Annotated in this window: 20 protein-coding genes and 1 pseudogene; 11 read left to right on the top strand and 10 right to left on the bottom strand. The window is 73.6% G+C overall.

All coding sequences use genetic code 11. The features are described 5' to 3' along the window. Nucleotides 1–49 precede the first annotated feature (49 nt). The 4 genes and pseudogenes from AB0P03_RS03725 to AB0P03_RS03710 all read left to right on the top strand — a co-directional run bounded on the left by AB0P03_RS03725 (nucleotide 50) and on the right by AB0P03_RS03710 (nucleotide 4013). Nucleotides 50–2587, top strand: coding sequence for a SpoIIE family protein phosphatase (locus AB0P03_RS03725; protein WP_363627721.1), 2538 nt, complete (start codon nucleotides 50–52; stop codon nucleotides 2585–2587). Nucleotides 2588–2671: 84 nt separating this feature from the next. Then, nucleotides 2672–2842: a hydrophobic protein gene (locus AB0P03_RS03720; protein WP_331744879.1), complete on the top strand. Its 171-nt coding sequence runs from the start codon at nucleotides 2672–2674 to the stop codon at nucleotides 2840–2842. 153 nt (nucleotides 2843–2995) lie between these two features. Further along, nucleotides 2996–3514, top strand: a pseudogene (locus tag AB0P03_RS03715) (YhjD/YihY/BrkB family envelope integrity protein); the annotation flags it as partial. Between the two features lie 28 nt (nucleotides 3515–3542). Beyond that, on the top strand, nucleotides 3543–4013 hold the full coding sequence (locus AB0P03_RS03710) for a YhjD/YihY/BrkB family envelope integrity protein (protein ID WP_363627792.1): 471 nt from the start codon (nucleotides 3543–3545) through the stop codon (nucleotides 4011–4013). 12 nt (nucleotides 4014–4025) lie between these two features. On the opposite strand, the gene AB0P03_RS03705 is transcribed toward AB0P03_RS03710, so the two are convergent. Continuing rightward, nucleotides 4026–5579, bottom strand: coding sequence for a phosphatase PAP2 family protein (locus AB0P03_RS03705; RefSeq protein ID WP_363627720.1), 1554 nt, complete (start codon nucleotides 5577–5579; stop codon nucleotides 4026–4028). A 140-nt stretch (nucleotides 5580–5719) separates the two neighbouring features. Next, a complete protein-coding gene (locus AB0P03_RS03700; RefSeq protein ID WP_363584348.1) occupies nucleotides 5720–6091 on the bottom strand; it encodes a helix-turn-helix domain-containing protein in 372 nt (123 codons plus the stop codon). A gap of 110 nt (nucleotides 6092–6201) precedes the next feature. Here AB0P03_RS03700 and AB0P03_RS03695 point away from each other — a divergent pair, with 110 nt between their 5' ends. Continuing rightward, the gene (locus AB0P03_RS03695; RefSeq protein WP_363627719.1) at nucleotides 6202–7041 is read left to right on the top strand and encodes an NAD(P)H-binding protein; all 840 of its coding nucleotides are present in this window, start codon (nucleotides 6202–6204) and stop codon (nucleotides 7039–7041) included. 140 nt (nucleotides 7042–7181) lie between these two features. Next, nucleotides 7182–7355 (top strand): CsbD family protein, encoded by a 174-nt coding sequence (locus tag AB0P03_RS03690; RefSeq protein ID WP_063352486.1) that lies wholly within the window; start codon nucleotides 7182–7184, stop codon nucleotides 7353–7355. A gap of 224 nt (nucleotides 7356–7579) precedes the next feature. Here the strand turns inward: AB0P03_RS03690 and AB0P03_RS03685 are convergent, their stop codons facing one another. From AB0P03_RS03685 to AB0P03_RS03675, 3 genes are all read right to left on the bottom strand, one after another. After that, nucleotides 7580–9559 carry a hypothetical protein gene (locus tag AB0P03_RS03685; RefSeq protein ID WP_363627718.1) on the bottom strand — a complete coding sequence of 660 codons (1980 nt, stop codon included), beginning with the start codon at nucleotides 9557–9559 and terminating at the stop codon, nucleotides 7580–7582. 65 nt (nucleotides 9560–9624) lie between these two features. Beyond that, the gene (locus tag AB0P03_RS03680) at nucleotides 9625–9900 is read right to left on the bottom strand and encodes a hypothetical protein (protein WP_363627717.1); all 276 of its coding nucleotides are present in this window, start codon (nucleotides 9898–9900) and stop codon (nucleotides 9625–9627) included. 5 nt (nucleotides 9901–9905) lie between these two features. After that, the gene (locus AB0P03_RS03675) at nucleotides 9906–10157 is read right to left on the bottom strand and encodes a hypothetical protein (RefSeq protein ID WP_363584340.1); all 252 of its coding nucleotides are present in this window, start codon (nucleotides 10155–10157) and stop codon (nucleotides 9906–9908) included. Between the two features lie 464 nt (nucleotides 10158–10621). Between AB0P03_RS03675 and AB0P03_RS03670 the strand changes: the two genes are divergently transcribed. After that, the gene (locus AB0P03_RS03670; protein ID WP_363584338.1) at nucleotides 10622–11608 is read left to right on the top strand and encodes a LuxR C-terminal-related transcriptional regulator; all 987 of its coding nucleotides are present in this window, start codon (nucleotides 10622–10624) and stop codon (nucleotides 11606–11608) included. Nucleotides 11609–11669: 61 nt separating this feature from the next. Here AB0P03_RS03670 and AB0P03_RS03665 read toward each other — a convergent pair whose 3' ends face one another. Together AB0P03_RS03665 and AB0P03_RS03660 are read right to left on the bottom strand one after the other, a co-directional pair. Further along, entirely contained in the window at nucleotides 11670–12617 is a 948-nt protein-coding gene (locus AB0P03_RS03665) for an NAD(P)H-binding protein (RefSeq protein ID WP_363627791.1), read from the bottom strand. A gap of 95 nt (nucleotides 12618–12712) precedes the next feature. Further along, the gene (locus AB0P03_RS03660; RefSeq protein ID WP_363627716.1) at nucleotides 12713–13750 is read right to left on the bottom strand and encodes a YafY family protein; all 1038 of its coding nucleotides are present in this window, start codon (nucleotides 13748–13750) and stop codon (nucleotides 12713–12715) included. A gap of 96 nt (nucleotides 13751–13846) precedes the next feature. On the opposite strand from AB0P03_RS03660, the gene AB0P03_RS03655 reads away from it, so the two are divergent. Continuing rightward, on the top strand, nucleotides 13847–14245 hold the full coding sequence (locus tag AB0P03_RS03655; RefSeq protein ID WP_363584334.1) for a VOC family protein: 399 nt from the start codon (nucleotides 13847–13849) through the stop codon (nucleotides 14243–14245). Between the two features lie 184 nt (nucleotides 14246–14429). After that, nucleotides 14430–14903 (top strand): nucleoside deaminase, encoded by a 474-nt coding sequence (locus tag AB0P03_RS03650; protein WP_363627715.1) that lies wholly within the window; start codon nucleotides 14430–14432, stop codon nucleotides 14901–14903. Nucleotides 14904–15177: 274 nt separating this feature from the next. Here AB0P03_RS03650 and AB0P03_RS03645 read toward each other — a convergent pair whose 3' ends face one another. Both AB0P03_RS03645 and AB0P03_RS03640 read right to left on the bottom strand, forming a co-directional pair. Further along, on the bottom strand, nucleotides 15178–15546 hold the full coding sequence (locus tag AB0P03_RS03645) for a hypothetical protein (protein WP_063352503.1): 369 nt from the start codon (nucleotides 15544–15546) through the stop codon (nucleotides 15178–15180). Between the two features lie 116 nt (nucleotides 15547–15662). Beyond that, entirely contained in the window at nucleotides 15663–16115 is a 453-nt protein-coding gene (locus AB0P03_RS03640) for an SRPBCC family protein (RefSeq protein WP_363584330.1), read from the bottom strand. A 379-nt stretch (nucleotides 16116–16494) separates the two neighbouring features. On the opposite strand from AB0P03_RS03640, the gene AB0P03_RS03635 reads away from it, so the two are divergent. Next, nucleotides 16495–17529, top strand: a complete 1035-nt coding sequence (locus AB0P03_RS03635) for a mechanosensitive ion channel domain-containing protein (RefSeq protein WP_363627714.1) — start codon at nucleotides 16495–16497, stop codon at nucleotides 17527–17529. A 15-nt stretch (nucleotides 17530–17544) separates the two neighbouring features. Here the strand turns inward: AB0P03_RS03635 and AB0P03_RS03630 are convergent, their stop codons facing one another. Then, complete coding sequence (locus AB0P03_RS03630) at nucleotides 17545–18315, bottom strand: maleylpyruvate isomerase N-terminal domain-containing protein (RefSeq protein ID WP_363627713.1); 771 nt, start codon at nucleotides 18313–18315, stop codon at nucleotides 17545–17547. Between the two features lie 204 nt (nucleotides 18316–18519). Here AB0P03_RS03630 and AB0P03_RS03625 point away from each other — a divergent pair, with 204 nt between their 5' ends. Next, entirely contained in the window at nucleotides 18520–18825 is a 306-nt protein-coding gene (locus AB0P03_RS03625) for a GNAT family N-acetyltransferase (protein WP_363584324.1), read from the top strand. The last annotated feature ends 21 nt before the right edge of the window (nucleotides 18826–18846 follow it).

Below are 18846 nucleotides of genomic sequence, written 5' to 3'. Positions count from 1 at the left end.
TGTCCCCTCGCGCCCACCCCGACAGTCCAGACTTCAGGAGCCGACAGCCGTGCACCATCCGCAGGAGCCGCGCGCCACGGACCGTCCCGCAGCGGTCGGACCGGCCGACACGCCGAGGGTCGGAGCGCAGCGGAGCGCTGCCGAGGCGCAGGCAGCGGCCCGGGCCCGCTCCGGAGGCGAGTCCGCGGCGGTCGACCGGCTCGCCACCACGGTGGAGCGGCTCAGGCTGGAACTGGAACAGGCCCAGGCCCAGGCGGCGGGCCGCGCCGTCGTCGAGATGGGCGTCGGAGTGCTGGTGGAGCGCCTGCGGTGCGGGCCCACCGAGGCCGCCAGGCAGCTGGAGAGCCTCGCGGAGCAGGCCGGGGTGACGGTCCTGGCGCTCGCCGCCGACCTGGTCAACCAGGCCGCGGCGGACGAGATCTCCGCCCTCGCCCGCGAGTTCGTCGCGGACGCCTCGGCTCCCCCGGCCGAAGCGGTGGCCGTGCGGCTGCGCAGTGCCGAGGCGGACGTGCTCGCGAGCGGTGACGCCGCGGCGGCGGCGCGTTCCATGCTGGAGCACGCGCTGCGGCCGCTCGGCGCGGCCGCCGTCGCCATCTGGGCCGCCCACCCGGACCTCTCCCTGTCGCTGGCGGGCAGCGCCGGTTTCCCCGAGGAGGAGGCACGCCGCTGGCGCCACGTCCCGCCGGGCGTTCCGACCCCCGCCCGCCGTGCCCTGGACGAGCGGGCGGCGGTCGGCTACCCGACGCTCGCCGGCGCCTCGCTGCCCTCGATCGGCCAGCACGAGATCCACGGCGGTCGGCTCGCCGTCCCGGCCGGCGTCGGCGGGCGGCTCATCGGCGTCCTGGAGATCTGCTGGCCCGGCACGCTGCCCGAGCGCTCCCAGCCGCTCCAACGCCAGTTCGAGGCGCTCGCCGAGCTGGCCGCCACCACGCTGGAGTCCTGGAGCGGGCAGGAGCCCTCCGCCTGCGACCCGGCCGACGCGCAGTTCGGCGAACTGCGGCAGCTCACCGACGGCCTGCTCGACCCGTGCATGATCCTGCGGGCGGCGCCGGACAGCGACGAGTTCCCGCCCCGGTTCGTGATCCGGCACCTCAACCCGGCCTTCGTCGACTTCGCCGGCCGGCCCACCGGCGTGATCACCGGCACCCGCCTGCTGGAGGCGTACCCGCTGGCGGCCGAACCGGGCGGCCTGGCCGACAAGGTCGAACACGTCTTCGCCACCGGAGAACCCTTCCGCGCCCAGGACATGCGCCTCGCCGCCCTGGTCGACGGAGTACCGCTGACCACCCGGGCGCAGGTGAGCATCAGCCGGCACGGCAGCCACCTCGCGGTCGTCTGGCGCCTCGACGACGGCACCCCGCGCGTCGCCCGCCTGCTGCAGCACGCCCAGCGGCTCGGCCGGATCGGCGGGTTCGAGGAGAACCTGCGGACCCGGCAGATCGCCTGGAACGAGACGGTGTTCGAACTGCACGGGCTGCCGCCCACCGCCGCGCCCCTGGCCCTCGACCAGCTCCCCGACCACGCCCACCCGGACGACCGCCACGCCATCGACCGGTTCCTGCGCACCCTCCTGCACCACCAACGCCCGGCCTCCACCGCCTTCCGCCTCCAGCGGCCGGACGGCGTCACCCGCCACATCCGCGTCGTCGCGGAGCCCGTCCGCGATCCCGGCAGCGGTCTCGACGGCGATCCCGGCAGCGCTCCGGGCAGCGGGCTCGGCACCGTCCGCGGCGCCTACCAGGACATCTCCGCCCAGCACTGGACGGAGGTCGCACTCGCCGCCACCCGCGACCAGCTCGCGCAGAGCGAACAGCAGGCGGCCGAACGCAGCCGCCTCGCCCTCCAGCTCCAGCACGCCATCATGCCGCCCACCCGGGGCCCGCTGGACCTGCACGACCTGAGCGTCGCCGTGCGCTACCGCCCGGCGGAGAAGGACCACCTGGTCGGCGGGGACTGGTACGACACCCTCGCCCTGCCCTCGGGAGACGTCCTGCTGTGCGTGGGCGACGTCTCCGGGCACGGCATCGAGGCCGCCACCGGCATGGTCGCGCTGCGCAACGCCCTGCGCGGCCTGGCCGCCACCGGCGCCGGGCCGGCCCAGTTGCTGAGCTGGCTCAACAGCGTCACCCACCACCTGACCGACAACGTCACGGCCACCGCGGTGTGCGGCCTCTACGAACCCGCGACCCGCCGGTTGCGGTGGGCCCGCGCCGGGCACCCGCCGCCGGTCCTGCTGCGTGGCGGGCGGGCGGACATCCTGCCCCAGCTGGGCGGCATCCTCCTCGGCGCGATCGGCCACGCCGACTACGAGCAGGGCGAGCTCGTCCTGGAGGCCGGCGACACGCTGGTGATGTACACCGACGGGCTCATCGAGCGCCGCGACGAATCCCTCCAGGCGTCGCTGACCAGCCTGACGGCCCTCGCCGAGGAGTCCCGCACCGGGTCGGCCACCAGGTCCGCCGCCGGATCGGCCACCGGCTCGGACATCGGTTCGGCCAACCTCGAAGAGCTCCTGGACCACCTGCTGCGCTACAGCAACGCCGACACCGACGACGACACCTGCCTGGTCGGAGTGATGGTGCGGTAGCGGTCGGACGGGCAGGTGCATGTCCGCGGCGAACCGGGGCAGCCGAGGGACGAATCGACGCGTCCCCTGATCGAGGAGGTTCCCGTGCTCGCCCTGGTCCTGGTCCTGCTGCTCGCCCTGCTCCTGTTCGGCTTCGGCTTCGCCCTGAAGGTGCTGTGGTGGGTCGCCCTCGCGGTCCTCGTCGTCTGGCTCCTGGGCTTCCTCGCCCGCGGCACCACCTCCTCCGGCGGACGGGGCCGCTGGTACCGCTGGTAGCCCGCCGTACGCACGGCCCCGTCGCCGGCCGCCGGGGCGCCCGAGCCGCCGCGCAGCCCCTGCGCGGCGGCTCGGGCGTGCGCGCCTCCCGCACCGCCCCCGGGGGCGGAACCGGCGGGTGTCGCGGGCGCGGGCCGGGGCAGACGCCGGGGCATGAACCCGATCGAACAAGGCCTGCGGGCCGTTGACCGCTTCCAGCAGCACCGCCGGGTGCCCGCCGTGGTCATCGGCGTCGTGCGCAAGTACGGGGACGACCGGGGCGGGCTGCTGTCCGCCCTGATCACGTACTACGGCTTCGTCGCCCTGATCCCGCTGCTGCTCCTGCTCAGCACCGTTCTCGGCTTCGTCCTGCACGGCCGCCCCGGGGCCCAGCAGTCGGTGCTGAACTCGGCGCTCGCCGACTTCCCGATCATCGGCGACCAACTGCGCCAGAACGTCCACTCCCTCCAGGGCAGCGGTCTGGCACTGGCCATCGGCGCGCTCGGCCTGCTGTACGGGGCGCTCGGCATCACGCAGGTCCTCCAGCACGCCATGGCCGAGGTCTGGAACGTGCCCGGGGTGCAGCGGCCCGGTTACTGGCCCCGGTTGGGGCGCGGCCTGCTGCTGTTCACGGTCCTGGGCGCCGGCCTGGTGCTGGGTACGGCGGCCGCCTCGCTGGTCGGCAGCGCCCTGGGCGGGGTGCCCGCCCGGGTGGGGGGGCCTGCTGGTCTCGGCGCTGCTGAACACCGCCCTGTGCCTGGCCTGCTTCCGCGTGCTCACCCCGCGCGAGATCCCGACCCGGGCCCTGCTGCCCGGCTGCGCCGTCGCCGGGCCCCTGTTCACCGTCCTCCAGGCGTTCGGTTCGCTCCTGGTGACCCACGAGCTGCGCCACGCGGGCCAGGTCTACGGCTTCTTCGCGACCGTGATCGGCCTGCTCTCCTGGCTCTACCTGGCCGCGCAGATCACCGTGTACGCCGCCGAGGCCAATGCGGTGCTCGCCCGTCGGCTGTGGCCCCGCAGCCTCCTGCAACCGCCGCTCACCGCCGCCGACGAGAAGGTGCTGTCCTCCGTCGCCCGTCAGGAGGAGCGCCGCCCCGAACAGCACGTCGAGGTCTCCTTCCACGACGGGGAGCGGCCCGGCGGGGCCGGGGACGACGGGCCGCGCGGCCCGTCGTCCCCCGACGCCCGGTGACACCCCCTGCGGCTACCGCCCGCCCCCGCTTCGCCCGTCCCGGCCCGGGCGGCGCGGCTCGCTCGCCGGGGCGGCGGTCGCGGGCCGGTACACGGTGAGCCCGGCCGGGACCTTGGACAGTCGCAGGGCGCCGCGCGCGGGGACGCTCTCGCCGTCGACGGCGATGCGGGCGGCGTCGCCGAGGGAGTCCAGGTCCAGGGCGCGCAGCCGGGCGGCCCGGTAGACCCGGGACCGGTCCAGGGTGCCGGACAGGAAGGCGGCGGCCAGGCGGGTGCGGGCGAAGGGCCGGCCGCCGTCGACGACCCGGACGTCGAGCTGTCCGTCGGCCAGGGCGGCGCGGTGGGTGGGGGCGAAGCCCGCCGGTTCGTACGCCCCGTTGCCGGCGAACAGCAGCCACAGCCGGTGCGGGCGGCCGTCGGCGTGGACGGTGACGGGTTCGGCGGTCGGCAGCAGCTTGGCGACGGCCACCGCGAGGGCCGGCCACTTGCCGATGCGCTTCTCCAACTTCTCCCGCTGGTGGACGAGTTCGGGGTAGATGCCGAGGCTGAAGGTGTTCACGAAGGTCCGGGCGCCGGCGTCGTCGGCGGCCAGGCCCAGGTCCACGCCGACGGCGGTGCCCGCCTGGACGGCCTCGGCGGTGGCCTCGTGGGTGGTGGCGCCGAGGTCGAGGGCGAAGTGGTTGAGGGTGCCGCCGGGGAAGACCGCCAACGGCAGCGCGCGCTCGACGGCCAGCGCCGCGGCCAGGTTGACGCTGCCGTCACCGCCGCACACCCCGAGCGCGCCACCGGCCCTGGCGGCCCGGTCGGCGGCTTCCGTCAATATCTTCGCCAGATCATCCTGCGGCCCGCACACCCGGACGTCCGCCTCGGGCAGCAGGGCGCGCAGCGTCCCGGCCACGTCCTCGGCGGTGGGGGCGAGCGGAGAGCCGCTGCCGGAGCCCGAGTTGACCACCACCGACAGCCCCCTCCCCTGCGGCAGGGCCGGGGCCGGACAGGGGGCCGGGGCGGCGGGCGGCGGCACGTCGGACGAGCGCGGCCACCAGTGCAGGGTCGCGGCGGCGGCCGCCGTACCCAGTGCCGCACCGGCCAGGACGTCGCCCGGGTAGTGCACGCCGGTGTAGACGCGCGAGAGGGCCACCGCCGCCGCGACCGGCGCGACGGCCGCGCCCAGCAGCGGGGACTCGATCGCCACACCGGCGGCGAAGGCGGCCGCGGACGCGGAGTGACCGGAGGGGAAGGAGGTGGTGACGGGCTGGCGCAGCAGCCGGCGCACGGCCGGGACGGCGTCCAGCACCGGGCGGGGCCTGCGGGTGGCGTGCTTGGCGACGGTGTTGGCGGTGGCCGAGGCGATGGCGAGCGAGCCGAGGCCGCGCAGGGCCGCGCGGCGCCCGCGGCGTCCGCCGACCGCGCCGAGGACGGCGGCGGTGCCCATCCACAGCACCCCGTGGTCGGCAGCCCGGCTCAGCGCCCGCAGCCAGGGGCGGGTGCCGTGCAGCGGCGCGGCGGCGATGCGGTCGAAGAGGGCTCGGTCTATGGCGTCCAGTCGGGTGGTCTTCAGTCGCTTCATCCGACGAACCTACGGCGCGCGGGTGACAACGCCGGGGAGGAGGCCGGGGGTGTGTCGCGGCGGCCGGCCGTGACGGCCCGCGTACAGGGCCCGGAACTCCCCCAGCAGGGGAGCTCGGTGCGACCGCTGTCCCTTCCCTGCTATCCCGCGTCGCGCGGCGGCAGCCCCCGGGTGATCCGGTCGAACAGCTCGGCCAGCGGCTCGCCGAGGTCCTGGCCGAACTCGGTCAGCCCGTAGGTGACCTGGGGCGGTGTCGTCGGCTCGACCCTCCGCCAGACCAGGCCGTCCTGCACCAGCGCGCGCAGGGTCTGGGCGAGCATCTTCTCGCTGATGCCGTGGATGCTCTCGCGCAGCTCGTAGAACCGCAGGTCGTTGCTCCGCAAGGAGATCAGCACCCAGATGCCCCACCTGCTGGTCACGTGGTCGACCACCTCGCGCGCGGGGCAGTCGGTGTGAAACACCTCATACCGCTTCCCGGCCTCGCCCTGCCTGTCCTGCACACCTACCACCATGCCCTGAGCTTACGTCAAGGTATGTCCTTACCAAGGGTTAGCCCTGGCTCCTAGCGTGGGGACCACCGAGGCCGCAGCGGCCACGGCGGACGTCGAACGAGGAGCTGACCATGATCGTGGTGACCGGGGCCACCGGCAATGTGGGCCGACCGCTGACGCGGGCACTGGCCGAGGCGGGCCGACAGGTGACGGCGGTGTCGCGGCACGCGGTAGCGGTGCCGGACGGTGTCCGCCACGTGGCGGCCGACCTGGCCGGGCCGGCCGGCCTCGAACCCGCGCTGGCCGGGGCGGAGGCGCTCTTCCTGCTGCTGTCCGGCGACCTGCACGCCGCCGGGGCCAACCCGGCCGACCTCATCGGCCAGGCCGTGGCCGGCGGGGTCCGCCGGATCGTCCTGCTCTCCTCGCAGGGCGTGGCGACCAGGCCCTTCGGCCCGACGCGGATCGCGATGAGCGAACTGGAGGACGTCCTGCGGGGGTCCGGTGTGGACTGGAGCATCCTGCGGCCGGGCGGCTTCGCCTCCAACGCCCTGTGGTGGGCCGAGTCCGTCCGCGCGCAGCGGGTCGTCGCCGCGCCCTTCGGCGACGTCGGGGTGCCGATCATCGACCCGGCGGACATCGCCGACGTCGCGGCGGCCTGCCTGCTGGAGGACCGGCACAGCGGCGGCGTGTACGAGCTGACCGGCCCGGAGGTGATCACCCCGCGCCGGCAGGCGCAGGCCATCGCGGCCGCCCTGGGCTCGCCGGTGCGGTTCCACGACCTCACCCGCGAGGAGGCCTCCGCCGCCATGGCCCACAGCATGCCGGTGGAGCTCGCCGAGGACACCCTGGACATCCTCGGCTCCCCGAACCCGGCCGAGCTGCGCGTCAGCCCGGACGTGCAACGGGTCCTCGGCACCGCCCCGCGCCCCTTCGCCGACTGGGCCGCCCGCAACGTCGCCGCCTTCCGCTGAGCCTGCCCAACCGGCCCCGTCGGCACCACACCGGCTCACGGCTGACGGCCGACTCCGGATGTTCCGGGTGTGGAACCGCCGATCCCGGGCAGACGCCGTCCGGGGCGGACCGAGCCCCCACTACCGAGAGGAGTGATCCGATGAGTGCCAAGGACAAGCTGCACAACGCGGCCGAGAAGGTCCACGGCAAGGCCAAGGAAGCCGCCGGACGGGCCACCGGCGACCGGGTCGTCGAGGCCGAGGGCCGGGGCAAACAGATCAAGAGCGACCTGAAGCAGGCCGGCGAGAAGATCAAGGACGTCGGAAAGGACTGACCCGGAGCACGGCGGCCGCGCCCGCGCGGCCGCCCCGCCCCGCCCCGGCCGGCTCAACCGTCTTTGCCCCGGCCCGAGGGGCTCAGAAACCAGTGGAGACGCCGCCGTCCCGCGTGACCGGCGAGAACGCCAGGCCGCCACGCGCCGAGGCCCGAACCCCGCGAGGGTTCGGGCCTCGGCGCGTGGCGGCCTGCGCACGCGGTCGGTCTGCGGCTGGGGTGTGATCAGCCGATCTGGCCCCAGGGAGAGAAAGGACCGCCGGGGGTGGACTGGCTGCTGCCGGCGACGTTGCCGCTGGCGGAGGTCACATAGATGGCGATGGTGTTGAGCCGGCTGAACACCGCGCTCGGATCGCTGGCCACACCCGTCGGGTCACCCGCGTCCGCGACCGTGCCCCACGACCCGAACGGACCGCCCGGAGTGTTCTGGTTGGTGCCCTGGATGGTCCCGGCGGTGGTGCGGGCGTAGACCACCATGAGGCCGCTCGGTGTCTGGAGCGCGGCCGGCTTGCCGACGAACCCACCACCCGTCGAAAGCTGCTGCCAGGGAGAGAAAGGACCACCAGGCGTGCCCTGACCGGCACCGGCGACGTTGCCGCTGGCAGACGTCACATAGACCGCGATGGTGCCGGACTGAGTGAACACCACACTCGGATCACTGGCCACACCCGTCGGGTCACCCGCATCAGCAACCGTGCCCCACGACCCGAACGGACCACCCGGAGTGTTCTGGTTGGTGCCCTGAATGGTCCCGGCGGTGGTGCGGGCGTAGACCACCATGAGGCCGCTCGGTGTCTGGAGCGCAGCGGGCGTGCCGACGAACCCACCACCCGTCGAAAGCTGCTGCCAGGGAGAGAAAGGACCACCAGGCGTGCCCTGACCGGCACCGGCGACGTTGCCGCTGGCAGACGTCACATAGACCGCGATGGTGCCGGACTGAGTGAACACCACACTCGGATCACTGGCCACACCCGTCGGATCACCCGCATCAGCAACCGTGCCCCACGACCCGAACGGACCGCCCGGAGTGTTCTGGTTGGTGCCCTGAATGGTGCCCGCGGTGGTGCGGGCGTAGACCACCATGAGGCCGCTCGGTGTCTGGAGCGCGGCCGGCTTGCCGACGAACCCACCACCCGTCGAAAGCTGCGCCCACGGAACGAAGGGACCGCCGGGGGTGTTCTGGTTGGTGCCGTACACGTTGCCGTCCGCACCGACCCGGTACAGGGCGATGGTGCCGTTGCTGGTGAGCACCGTCGAGTCGGCGGAGCCCCGGGCGGTGGAGGCCTGCGGCGCGATGGTGAAGACGCCGCCCTGGTAGGTGTGCTCCTGGCCGTCGATCTCGTTGGCGATCATCGAGATGTTGAACGTGCCCGCCGCCAAGGGGGCGGTGTCGAAGGGGACTTGGTAGTTGGTGGCGCCGCCGCTGGTGGCGCGGAAGCGGTTGTAGTAGCCGTTCGGGCCGGTGACCACGTAGTCGAGCCAGTTGATGACGCCGCTCTGCGTCGGGTGTGCCGTGAGGTTCAGCGTGCCGGACACGGTCTGGCCCGAGTTGAAGCCCCACAGCAGGACGTTGAAGTCGGCGGGAATGGCGGGAGCGAGGTTCTTGGAGCGCAGCAGCTCGAAGGAGGAGGTGGGGTAGCCGTCGATGGAGGACCAGTGGGTGTTGGCCGAGTACTCCTTGGTCGGGACGCTGCTGTTGTCCTCGGCGATGTACGTGAAGTCGCCGGCGGCCTGGTTGGTCCAGCCTGCGAAGAGGTTGATGTGCTTGCCGGCGACGGCGAGGGCGTCGCCGGGCTGGAGCTGGGACCAACTGCTGAGCTTGGTGCTGTACTTCGGGTCGTCGATACCGGGTGCGGGGTACGTGACCGGCGGGCTGCCGGGGAGTTGCCAGGCCATGTCGACGAGACCGCCGCAGTCGGTGCGGTACGGGCCGCCGACCGCGCTGTCGGAGAACGACTGCCCCTGGTTGTAGGTGACCCCGTGGGCGACCCAGTCCCGGGCGCGCCGGACCATCTGGGCGCCGGTGAGCTTGTTCCCGACACCGGTGCCGAGGGTGCCGGTGGAGGTCGGCGTCCTGTTGCCGTCCGGGTAGTAGGTGCCGTCCGCCGAGGCGGGGGAGGCGGTGAGAAGACCGGCGGCCACGGCGGTCGCGGCGAGCACGCAGACGCGGCGCAGGGCACGGGCAGGACGGGGCGTGCTGGGCATGGGGGTCCCCTTGGATGTGGGCGGGCGAGCGAGGGTCGGTGCGGGTCAGCGAGGGTCAGCGAGGGTCAGTGCGGGTGGACGGCGGCGGCGTACCGGCCGGCCGTTGCTGCGGTGAGGGCCCGGGCCAGCAGGTTCTCGGCCAGGGCGTGCGCGGTGGTCGGGCCGTCCGCGCGGACGAAGAGCACCAGGGCGATGCGGCCCCGGTCCGGTACGGCGCGGACGTGTTCGAGCCCGTGCTCCGGGGTGGCGTGCGCCCACAGGACGTCCTCGACGATCCGCGCCGCGGCGGTCGTGGTGGGCGCACCGCTGGTGTCCACGACGGTGGCCCGGACGGGGAGCACGGCGATCAGTCCCAGCCGATGCCGCTGGCGGACGGGCCGGCCACGACCGGCGGCACGGTGGTGGTGGAGCCGTCCCAGCCGATACCGTCCCCGTCCCCGGCCCCGCCCGCCACGACCGGCGGCACGGTGGTGGGACCGTCCCAGCCGATGCCCGCCGGCGCCGTGGTCGCGGCGGTGGCCGAGGCCGCGGGCGCCAGGATCCCCGACAGGGCGACGGTGACGGCGGCGGTGGCGAGCAGGCGGGCGGTCTTGGACATGGCGGCACCCCAGGCGGCTTGTGTGGTGGGAGATCTGATCGAGGACCAGAACTTCGGGGAGGCTGTTCGGCGGTTGCCCCGCCGCTCTCCCGGTGACCACCATCCTGCTGGCACCGCCCGCGCCCCGGAAGGTGAGAACCCCGTCAGCAACCGGCCTGGCCGCTTCAGGACCCGGCGCCCCGGCGCCCGCCGCGTTGTTCGTGAGATCCCCGCGCCCACCACCGGCTCACAGCGGTCATGGTCACGGACTCCTTCGACAACCGCTTCCACTACGGACTGTCACGGCTGCTGCCCCCGAGAGCCTGAACCCGAGACCGGGAGGCGAGCGCGGGAGGCGAGCGCATCGAATCGGCCGGACCCCGCCCGGGGCAGGACTGCTTGTGGAGTCGAAGCCGGGCTGGGATGATCCCGATGTGTCGCACGGCGGCACGGCACGTTCGACATCGCACCGGGGGGCTGCGCGCATGCTGGACATGCTGGGGTTGGACCGTGTCTCGGAGGCCGTCTACCGGGCCATGCTCGCCGATCCGCAGGGCGGCGTCAGGGAGTTGTGCGACCAGCTGGGCCTGCCCGAGCCCGCCGTACGGGAGGCCCTCGACCGGCTGGCCGATCTGCAACTGCTCCGGGCCTCCCGGGAGGCACCCGGGGTTCTGCTGCCGGTGAGCCCCGCGCTCGGCCTGGAGCTGATCCTGCGCCGCCAGGAGCAGGAACTGCTGCGCCGCCAGCAGGATCTGGAGATCGGCAAGGCCGCGGCCGCCCGGGCGATCGCCGAGTACGCCGACCTGCGGCCGAACACCCCGGTCGAGACCGCCGAGCGCCTGGTGGGCCTGGACGCGATCCAGGCCAAGCTGGAGATCCTCGCCCAGGCGGTCACCGGGGAGTGCCTGTCCGTGATGCCCGGCGGAGCACAGTCCCGGGCCAGCCTGGACGCCTCCCGGCCGCTGGACGAGGCGGCCATGCGGCGCGGCGTGGCACTGCTGACGCTCTACCAGGACAGCGTGCGGCACGATCCGGCGACGCTCGCCTACGCCCGCTGGATGACCGAGGAGAGCGGACTGGTCCGCACCTGCCCGACGCTGCCGCCCCGGATGCTCATCTTCGACCGCCAGGTCGCCGTGGTCCCGATCGACCCGGCCCACACCCGGCTCGGCGCCCTGTGCACGCGCGAGCCCGGGATCGTCGCCTCCCTGGTCGCCCTCTTCGAGCGGACCTGGCAGGCCGCCGTCCCGCTCGGCGCCGACCGGCGCAAGGACACCGAGACCGGCCTCAGCGCCACCGAGCAGGAACTCCTGCGGCTGCTCGCGTCCGGCCTCACCGACGAGGCCGCCGGCCGGAACCTGGGCCTGTCGGCACGCAGCGTCCGCCGCCAGATGGCCGGGCTGATGGAGCGCCTCGACGCGTCGAGCCGCTTCGAGGCCGGCCTCAAGGCGGCGCAGCGCGGCTGGCTCTGAGCGGCCGCTCCCCCGGCACCCGGCCGGCTACGGTCGCCGGGCGGCTACGGTTGCAGGCCGGCTACGGTCGCCGGGCGAGCAGGTCCTTGATCACGGTGTCGAACCCCCGTGGGGGGCGACCGAGAAGCTCGGCGACGTCGTTCGTCGCCCGGTCGTACCGGTTCTCGCCGTGCAGCCTGGCCATCGTGGCGATGTGGTCGAACACGTGGTCCGGCAGGCCTTGGTTCTTGAGGTCGTGCTCCAGCCACTCCTGGTAGGGCACGTCGACGTAGGTCACCTCGCGGCCCAGGGCGGCGGAGAACTCGGCCGCGATGGCCGTCATGTCGCGGGATCGAGCCCCGGTCAGTTCGTGGACGCGGCCGGTCCGGGGGGCAGGATCGAGCAGGAGTGCGGTGACGACCTCGGCCACGTCGGCGGCCGCGACCGGTGAGGTCCGGGCCGAGCCGAAGGGGAGGCGGATCGTGCCGTCCCGCCGGATCGAAGCCGCCGCCACCTTGGTGAAGAGCGGATTCTCCATGAACACGGTGGGCCGGACGTGGACGACCGGCGCCCCGGACCAGTCGAGGACGTGTTCGGCGAGGTAGTGCAGTCGCTGCTGCCGGGACTCGGCGTCGCTGGTGAGGTCCATCTGCGAGACGGTCATCTGCGAGATGCTGACCAGCAGTTCCAGGCTGACGCTCTCCCGGGCGGCGACCGCCACCGTCGCCGCGGCCTCCAGGTAGGCGGACGACACGCTCATCCCGAAGTAGGCCCGGTGGCAGCCGGCCAGCGCCTCGACCACGTCCGCACCACGGGTGAGGTCACCGACCATCACCTCCACGCCGCCCATCGTCCTCAGGTCCGAGGCCCGTTCGTCGTCGTGGTGTACGAGAGCCCTGACGGGCACGTTCTGCGCCCGCAACCCCTCCAGGATCCTTCGCCCGACTCCGCCGACCCCACCGCCGGCGCCGGTGACAAGGACAGGTTCTACGAGCACGACGATTGCCTCCCACCTACCTGACCGGGACATCCGGTGCACTGCCAACGCTCCCGCGCCGGGAAGGTTCCGCGGGTCCTTGACGCCAGGACGGGCGCGTCGGCGTCCGTGAGGGCAGGGCGGGCGCATCAGCCTCCGATCCGGTCCGGATCGCAGGCCTGGCGAGCGGAGGCGGCGAGCCGGTCGGCGAGCGCGATGACGAGGCCGCGGAGTTCGTCCGGCCGCTCGATGACGAACGGCCGGTCGAGCGAGGCGAGGACGGGGGGCAGCCAGTCGAGCCGCTCCGCCCGCAGTTCGACGTGCAGCCACCGCTCGGTGTGCGGATCCGTTCCTTCCTCGGGTACGGGTTCCTCGATGCTCGCGACACTGGCGGGGAGCCGGGCACGGATCTGCTCGACCGTCCCGTGGATCCGCAGGGTCACTTCGTACCGGTACGCGGCCTTGGCGAACCCGGACAGGACGCGCTGGGCCGGATCGAGCCCGGCGGGCGGCTCGAACGAGCCCGGCAGGGGCCTCGCGTCCGCGATGCGATCGAGCCGGAAGGTCCGGTCCTGGCCGGTCCCGGGATCGATCTCGGGATCGGCGCCCGTGACGTACCACCGGCCCGCGTGGGTGACGATCCCGTACGGGTGCAGCGTGCGTTCGCTCCGCCGGCCGTCCCGGGCGGTGTACCTGATCGAGATCGGGCGGCGATGGCGCACCGCGTCGGCGACGGCGAGCAGGACGCCCGTCTCCGGGGTGGCCGCCTCGCCGGGCTCAGCCGTGAAGGCGAGGGATTCCAGGACGGCGTCGAGCCGACGGGCGAGGCGCTCGGGCAGTGCCCGGCGGATCTTGGCCGCCGCCGTCTCGCCCGCGGTCTCGGTCGCGGTCCCGGTCGCCGTCAGCAGCCCCGCCCTGCGGCCCGCGACGAGGCCGAGCAGCACGGCGAGCGCCTCGTCGTCGTTGAGCATGAGCGGAGGCAGGCGGTACCCGGGGGCGAGCCGGTACCCGCCGTAGCGGCCGCGGACCGCCTCGACGGGGATGTCGAGGTCGACCAGGTGGTCCACGTACCGCCGCACGGTGCGCCCGTCGACGCCGAGCCGGTCGGCGAGTTCGGCCACCGTCCTGATGCCGCCCGACTGCAGGAGTTCCAGGAGGGTGAGCACACGGCTGGTAGGTCGGCCCATGTCCACGAGCCTAGCGCTGATACCGGACCGATTCTGTCCACTATTTCCTCTACCGTCCGGAGTGCAACGACTTCACCGACCCGAGGAGAGAGCACCATGGACTTCGTTTCGATCCGGATCATCACGGACGACATCGCACGCCTCGTCGGCTTCTACGAGCGGGCCACGGGGGTACAGGCGCACTGGTCCACCGAGGACTTCGCCGAACTGCGGACCGCCGGCGGGACCCTCGCGATCGGCAGCACCCGGACCGTGGCGCTGTTCGCGCCCGGCTCCGCCCGTCCGGCCGACAACAACAGCGTGATCTTCGAATTCCTCGTCGCCGACGTGGACGGCGTGTACCGGAACCTGACCGGCTTCGTCACCGACTTCGTGACCGAGCCCACCACGATGCCCTGGGGCAACCGGTCGCTCCTGCTCCGTGACCCCGACGGCAACCTGGTCAACTTCTTCACACCCGTCACGCCGGCGGCCGTCGAGAGGTTCGCCCGCTGACGACAGCACGGCCGCCCCGGGCGGGAGCCGGTCCCCGCGGCACGCTCCGCACCGGCTCGCGGGCCCGGGCCGCCGCCGGGGGTGGTCGCGGGCGCAGGGCGGGTGCGGCAACCTGGTACCACCGCCCCGCCCGACCGCGACACCATGGGGCCCGCCCCACCGCCGATCCCCTGAGGAGCACGTCATGAACGACCGCACCCGCGAGCACCTGCTCGCGGCCATCGAGATCGCGGCCGACGCCCGGGCTCACGGCAACCACCCCTTCGGAGCGCTGCTGACCGACTCCGCCGGGAACGTCCTGCTCACGGCCGAGAACTCGGTGCTGACCGACCGCGACGTCACCGCCCACGCGGAGACCAATCTGGTGCGGCAGGCCTCGCGCACCCTGGCCCCGACGCAGCTCGTCGACGCCGTCCTGTACACGAGTACCGGACCGTGCGCGATGTGCGCCGGGGCGATCTACTGGAGCGGCATCCGCAAGGTCGTCTACGCGCTCGCGGGGGCGGAGCTGAACGCCATCGCGGGAGTGGACCCGGAGGAGCCGGTGCTCGACCTGCCGTGCCGCCAGGTCTTCGCCGCCGGCGGCAGCACCGTGGAGGCGTCCGGCCCGCACCTCTTCGAGGAGGCCTCCGCGGTGCACACGGGGTACTGGGGGTAACGCTCTGGCCCACCCCGGGACTCCTCTGTCCGGCCCGTCAGTCCGGCGGCTCGGGCGGGCGGGGCAGGCCCGGCTCGGGCTCGGGCTCAGGCCCGGGCGGCGCGGGTGACGGCGTAGCGGGGCCCGGGAGCACCGGATCCGGCGGCGGCTCGGGCACGCCGGGCGGCAGCGGAGGATCCGGCACCACCGGCGGACTGACAGGTCCGACGGACTGGGACTGCGGCTGGGGCTGGAGCTGCGTGGAACCGTACGGCATGACTGCTGCTCCCTTTCGTCAGAAGATCCGACCGCCGTAGAACGGGTCGTAGTAGAGCCCGTAGCGGTCGCGGACGTCGGCCGACACGTCGGCCGCGCCGTCGTCGAGGCCGGGACCGTTCCTGATGTCGTCCTTGGACCGGTCGACGTACACCTTCTGCTCGCCGATCTCGATCCGGATCACGGTGCCGGCGGGCAGGAGCACCCGCCTGCCGAGGATCCACGGACCGGTGTCGACGACCAGGTGCTGGGCGCCGACCGCCTCGGACAGCTTGTCGATCTTGCCGATCGCTCCGTCGGTGGCCTCGACGTGGAAGCCGATGAGGTCGGTGCCCGCCGTGTGACCGGCGGTGTCCCGGAACTCCCAGATGTTGACGCGATCACTCACGACCGTCTCCTTCCGTCGTCGGGTCTGGCTGTCAGGTCCGGCTGTCAGGTCTGACTGCCTGATCGGGCTGCCTGATCGGGCTGCCGGTACGCTTCGGCTGCCCCCGATCCGGAGGTTCATGCCACCGTGTCGTCGACCGTGGCCCCGACCGGTCCGCCGCCCTCCTCGACGTGGCGCTTGAAGTCGGTCAGGTCGTCGATCACCCGGCGGTCGACGAACCCGAGCGCCTCGGCGAGGTGCTCCCAGAGCCCGTGCGGTTCGACCTCCAGCTGGAACATCACCCGGGTGGCGGCGTCGCCCACGGCGTGGAAGGTGACCACGCCCTGGTGCCGCACCGGGCCAGGGCCGCTGTCCCACGCCACGCGGTCGTTCTCCACCAGCTCCGTGGTCACGGCCGTGAACTCGCGCGGGCCGGCGGCGGTCCGGACCACCCAGCTGGTGTCCTGGCCCGACCGGTCGACCCTGACCACACCCCGCATGAACTGCGGGAACTCCTCACACCTGACCCAGCTCTCGTAGACCGTGCCGAGCGGCGCCGCCACCTCGACGGACTCCTCGATCCGGTGCATCGCTCCTCCTGACATGTCGGTGCCCGCCCGGGCCGGCGGGCCTTCAGGCTCCGGCTGCCCCGTTCCCGGCCCGGTATGCACCCCGGCTGAACCCTCGACGCGGCCCCTCGGCTCGCCCCCCCTCACCCGTCTCCCCCGCCTCGTCCCCCTCGTCCCCCTCACCCGAACGGCCCATCGCCGTGACCGGGCCCCCACCTCACCTCCGGCAGGTGTGAATCCCGCCGAACGGGAAAACGGGCTCCGGGAAGCGGGCCCGGGGAAAGCCCGCCCACAGCGCCGGCCCGGGGAAGGCCGGCCCACAGCGCCGCGCTGCGGCCGTCGCGGAGGGAGAGCGAGCGTGTGGTGGAGCCTGTTCCGTCTGCTCCTGGCAGGTGCGGGGGTGGCCCTGACCACCTACGTCCTGGACCGGACCGCCGAACGGCTGGTCCGCAGATTCGCCCCGCACCGGCCGGGCAGCGTCATGCCGGGGATGCTGCGCAGTTGCCGGCGACCCCTGGTCACCGTGCTCGCCACCTCGCTGTCCCTCGCCGTCCAGCCGTGGGTCGGCGGTTCGCCGGAGACCCGGGAGCAGCTGCACCACCTCCTGGTCCTGCTGGCGATCGCGTCCGGCGGATGGCTCGGCGCCCGGGTGGTCGGGCTCGTCGTCGAAGGCGCCGTCCGCCTCGCCGTCCACCGCCGCGACCCCTCCTCGGCCGGCCGCGCCCGCACCCAGGCGGGTCTGCTCGGCCGGATCTGCCAGGCGATCATCGCGATCGCCGCCCTGGGCGCGATGCTGATGACCTTCCCCTCCGTGCGCGGCATCGGGACCAGTCTGCTCGCGTCCGCGGGCCTGGTCGGCGTGGTCGCGGGCATCGCCGCTCAGAGCGTGCTGGCCAACCTCTTCGCCGGGGTGCAGCTGGCCTTCGGCGACCTGGTCCGGATCGGCGACGTGGTCGTGGTGTCCGGCGAGTGGGGCACCGTGGAGGAGATCACCCTCACCGCGGTGGTGATCGCGACCTGGGACCAGCGCCGCCTGGTGATGCCGATGTCCTACTTCGCCGGCCGCCCGTTCGAGAACTGGTCGCGCCGCTCCAGCCGGATCACCGGCACCGCCTTCCTCCACCTCGACCACCGGGCCCCGGTCCCCCTGCTGCGCAAGGAGTTCGACGCGTTCCTCGCCGACAGCCCCCTCTGGGACGGCCAGGGCAGCGCCCTACAGGTCGTCGACACCACGCCCACCACCATCGTGGTCCGGCTCCTGGCGACCGCCGCCAACGCCGACGACGCGTTCTCCCTCCGCTGCCAGCTCCGCGAACACCTGGTGACGCACATCTGCGAACACCACCCCGAAGCGCTCCCCCGGGTGTCCGTCACCCCGGCGCCCCGGACCCAGCCTGACACCCCGCGCGCCCCCTTCCCCCCACCCGCCCAGTAGTCACTCAGTAGTCACTCAGTAGCCGCTCAGCAGGGCACGCACCCGTCGCAGCTCCTCCGGACCGACCGTGCTGTGCCAGCGACCCGGGTCCACCGGACGCCGCCCCCACAACAGCAGGACGCGCACCGCGGCGTCGCTCTCGATGGTGGCCGGGCCCTCGGGCGGGGCCAGGGCGATGGACGCGCCGCCGGCGTCCGCGGTCACCAGGACGTCGTCGGTCCCGGGGACGCGCAGGCGGGCCTCGACGCGCCCCCCGGGCCCGAGGTCGAGTCCGGCCACGCCCCGGGCCAGCAGCGGCCGGCCGACCAGCCGCACGCTGTGCGACGTCATCCACGGTTCGGCGAGCGCCTCCCGGGCCGTACGGTCGTCGCCGGTGAGGTCCCACCGGTGGAGGATCAGTTCCTCGCGCAGGTGCTCGGCGAAGAACGGCACCGTCACGGTCCGGCCGGTCCACCGCACCTCGGTGTCCGGGGGCAGGTCGCTCTCCGCGGCCGCGGCGACCTCGGCCAGTTCGGCGCAGCGGGCGGCGAAGGCCTCCCACAGCTGCGCGTCGGACATCCGCCGGTACGGCTCCTCCCGGTCGAAGCCGCGGGTCTCCACGGGCTCGCCCGCGTGGAAGGCGCGCAGGACGCGGGCGAGTTCCTCGGCGTTGCCGGTCTGGTGGGCGAGGACGTCCCGCACCGTCCACGCCTCGCACCACGTCCCGTCGTCGGGCCTGCGTTCCTGGACCGCCCGTACGAACGGGACGAGTTCCGGCAGGACGTCACTGACCTCAGCGGGAATCATGCGCCATGGGTATCCCGGCCGCCGCGCCGGGCAAACCTGCCGCCGGACTGTTCGGCCGCCGGATGGTCACCTGGCGCCCCAGCCTGTGTCCGTCGGCCCTCGTGGTGACCAGACGACAAATGTTGATTCTTAAACTATAGTAGCGGTGCCGCGCCACCCCGCCACCGGCCCTCCCGGGCCGCCCCCCATCTTGCGGAGGAAACCATGGACGAGCTCGTCACCGACAACACCGAGAAGTCGCGCTTCGAGATCCAGGACGGCGGAGAACTCGCCGGCTTCGCCGAGTACCACCGCTCCGACGACGAGATCGCCTTCATCCACACCGAGATCGACCCCCGCTTCGAGGGCCGCGGCCTGGCCGGCCGACTGGCACGCGCGGCACTGGACACGGCCCGCGAGCAGGCACTCGCCGTCCTCCCCTACTGCCCCTTCATCCGCGGCTGGATCACCAAGCACCCCGAGTACACCGACCTGGTCCCCGCCTCCCACCGCGCCCGCTTCGGCCTCTGAGCCGCCCGCCGGCCGGCGCCC

Origin of the sequence: Kitasatospora sp. NPDC088779 (assembly GCF_040685395.1) — a bacterium.
GTDB lineage: Bacteria > Actinomycetota > Actinomycetes > Streptomycetales > Streptomycetaceae > Kitasatospora.
Note: the sequence above shows the minus strand (reverse complement) of the source record. Positions and strands in the feature narration are given on the sequence as shown.

What these genes read in the sequence shown, in the direction of transcription:
- AB0P03_RS03705 (WP_363627720.1), bottom strand. Translation starts at nt 5,579, where the DNA reads ATGAAGCGACTGAAGACCACCCGACTGGACGCCATAGACCGAGCCCTC.
- AB0P03_RS03700 (WP_363584348.1), bottom strand. Translation starts at nt 6,091, where the DNA reads ATGGTGGTAGGTGTGCAGGACAGGCAGGGCGAGGCCGGGAAGCGGTAT.
- AB0P03_RS03695 (WP_363627719.1), top strand. Translation starts at nt 6,202, where the DNA reads ATGATCGTGGTGACCGGGGCCACCGGCAATGTGGGCCGACCGCTGACG.
- AB0P03_RS03690 (WP_063352486.1), top strand. Translation starts at nt 7,182, where the DNA reads ATGAGTGCCAAGGACAAGCTGCACAACGCGGCCGAGAAGGTCCACGGC.
- AB0P03_RS03685 (WP_363627718.1), bottom strand. Translation starts at nt 9,559, where the DNA reads ATGCCCAGCACGCCCCGTCCTGCCCGTGCCCTGCGCCGCGTCTGCGTG.
- AB0P03_RS03675 (WP_363584340.1), bottom strand. Translation starts at nt 10,157, where the DNA reads ATGTCCAAGACCGCCCGCCTGCTCGCCACCGCCGCCGTCACCGTCGCC.
- AB0P03_RS03670 (WP_363584338.1), top strand. Translation starts at nt 10,622, where the DNA reads ATGCTGGACATGCTGGGGTTGGACCGTGTCTCGGAGGCCGTCTACCGG.
- AB0P03_RS03665 (WP_363627791.1), bottom strand. Translation starts at nt 12,617, where the DNA reads ATGTCCCGGTCAGGTAGGTGGGAGGCAATCGTCGTGCTCGTAGAACCT.
- AB0P03_RS03660 (WP_363627716.1), bottom strand. Translation starts at nt 13,750, where the DNA reads ATGGGCCGACCTACCAGCCGTGTGCTCACCCTCCTGGAACTCCTGCAG.
- AB0P03_RS03655 (WP_363584334.1), top strand. Translation starts at nt 13,847, where the DNA reads ATGGACTTCGTTTCGATCCGGATCATCACGGACGACATCGCACGCCTC.
- AB0P03_RS03650 (WP_363627715.1), top strand. Translation starts at nt 14,430, where the DNA reads ATGAACGACCGCACCCGCGAGCACCTGCTCGCGGCCATCGAGATCGCG.
- AB0P03_RS03640 (WP_363584330.1), bottom strand. Translation starts at nt 16,115, where the DNA reads ATGCACCGGATCGAGGAGTCCGTCGAGGTGGCGGCGCCGCTCGGCACG.
- AB0P03_RS03630 (WP_363627713.1), bottom strand. Translation starts at nt 18,315, where the DNA reads ATGATTCCCGCTGAGGTCAGTGACGTCCTGCCGGAACTCGTCCCGTTC.
- AB0P03_RS03625 (WP_363584324.1), top strand. Translation starts at nt 18,520, where the DNA reads ATGGACGAGCTCGTCACCGACAACACCGAGAAGTCGCGCTTCGAGATC.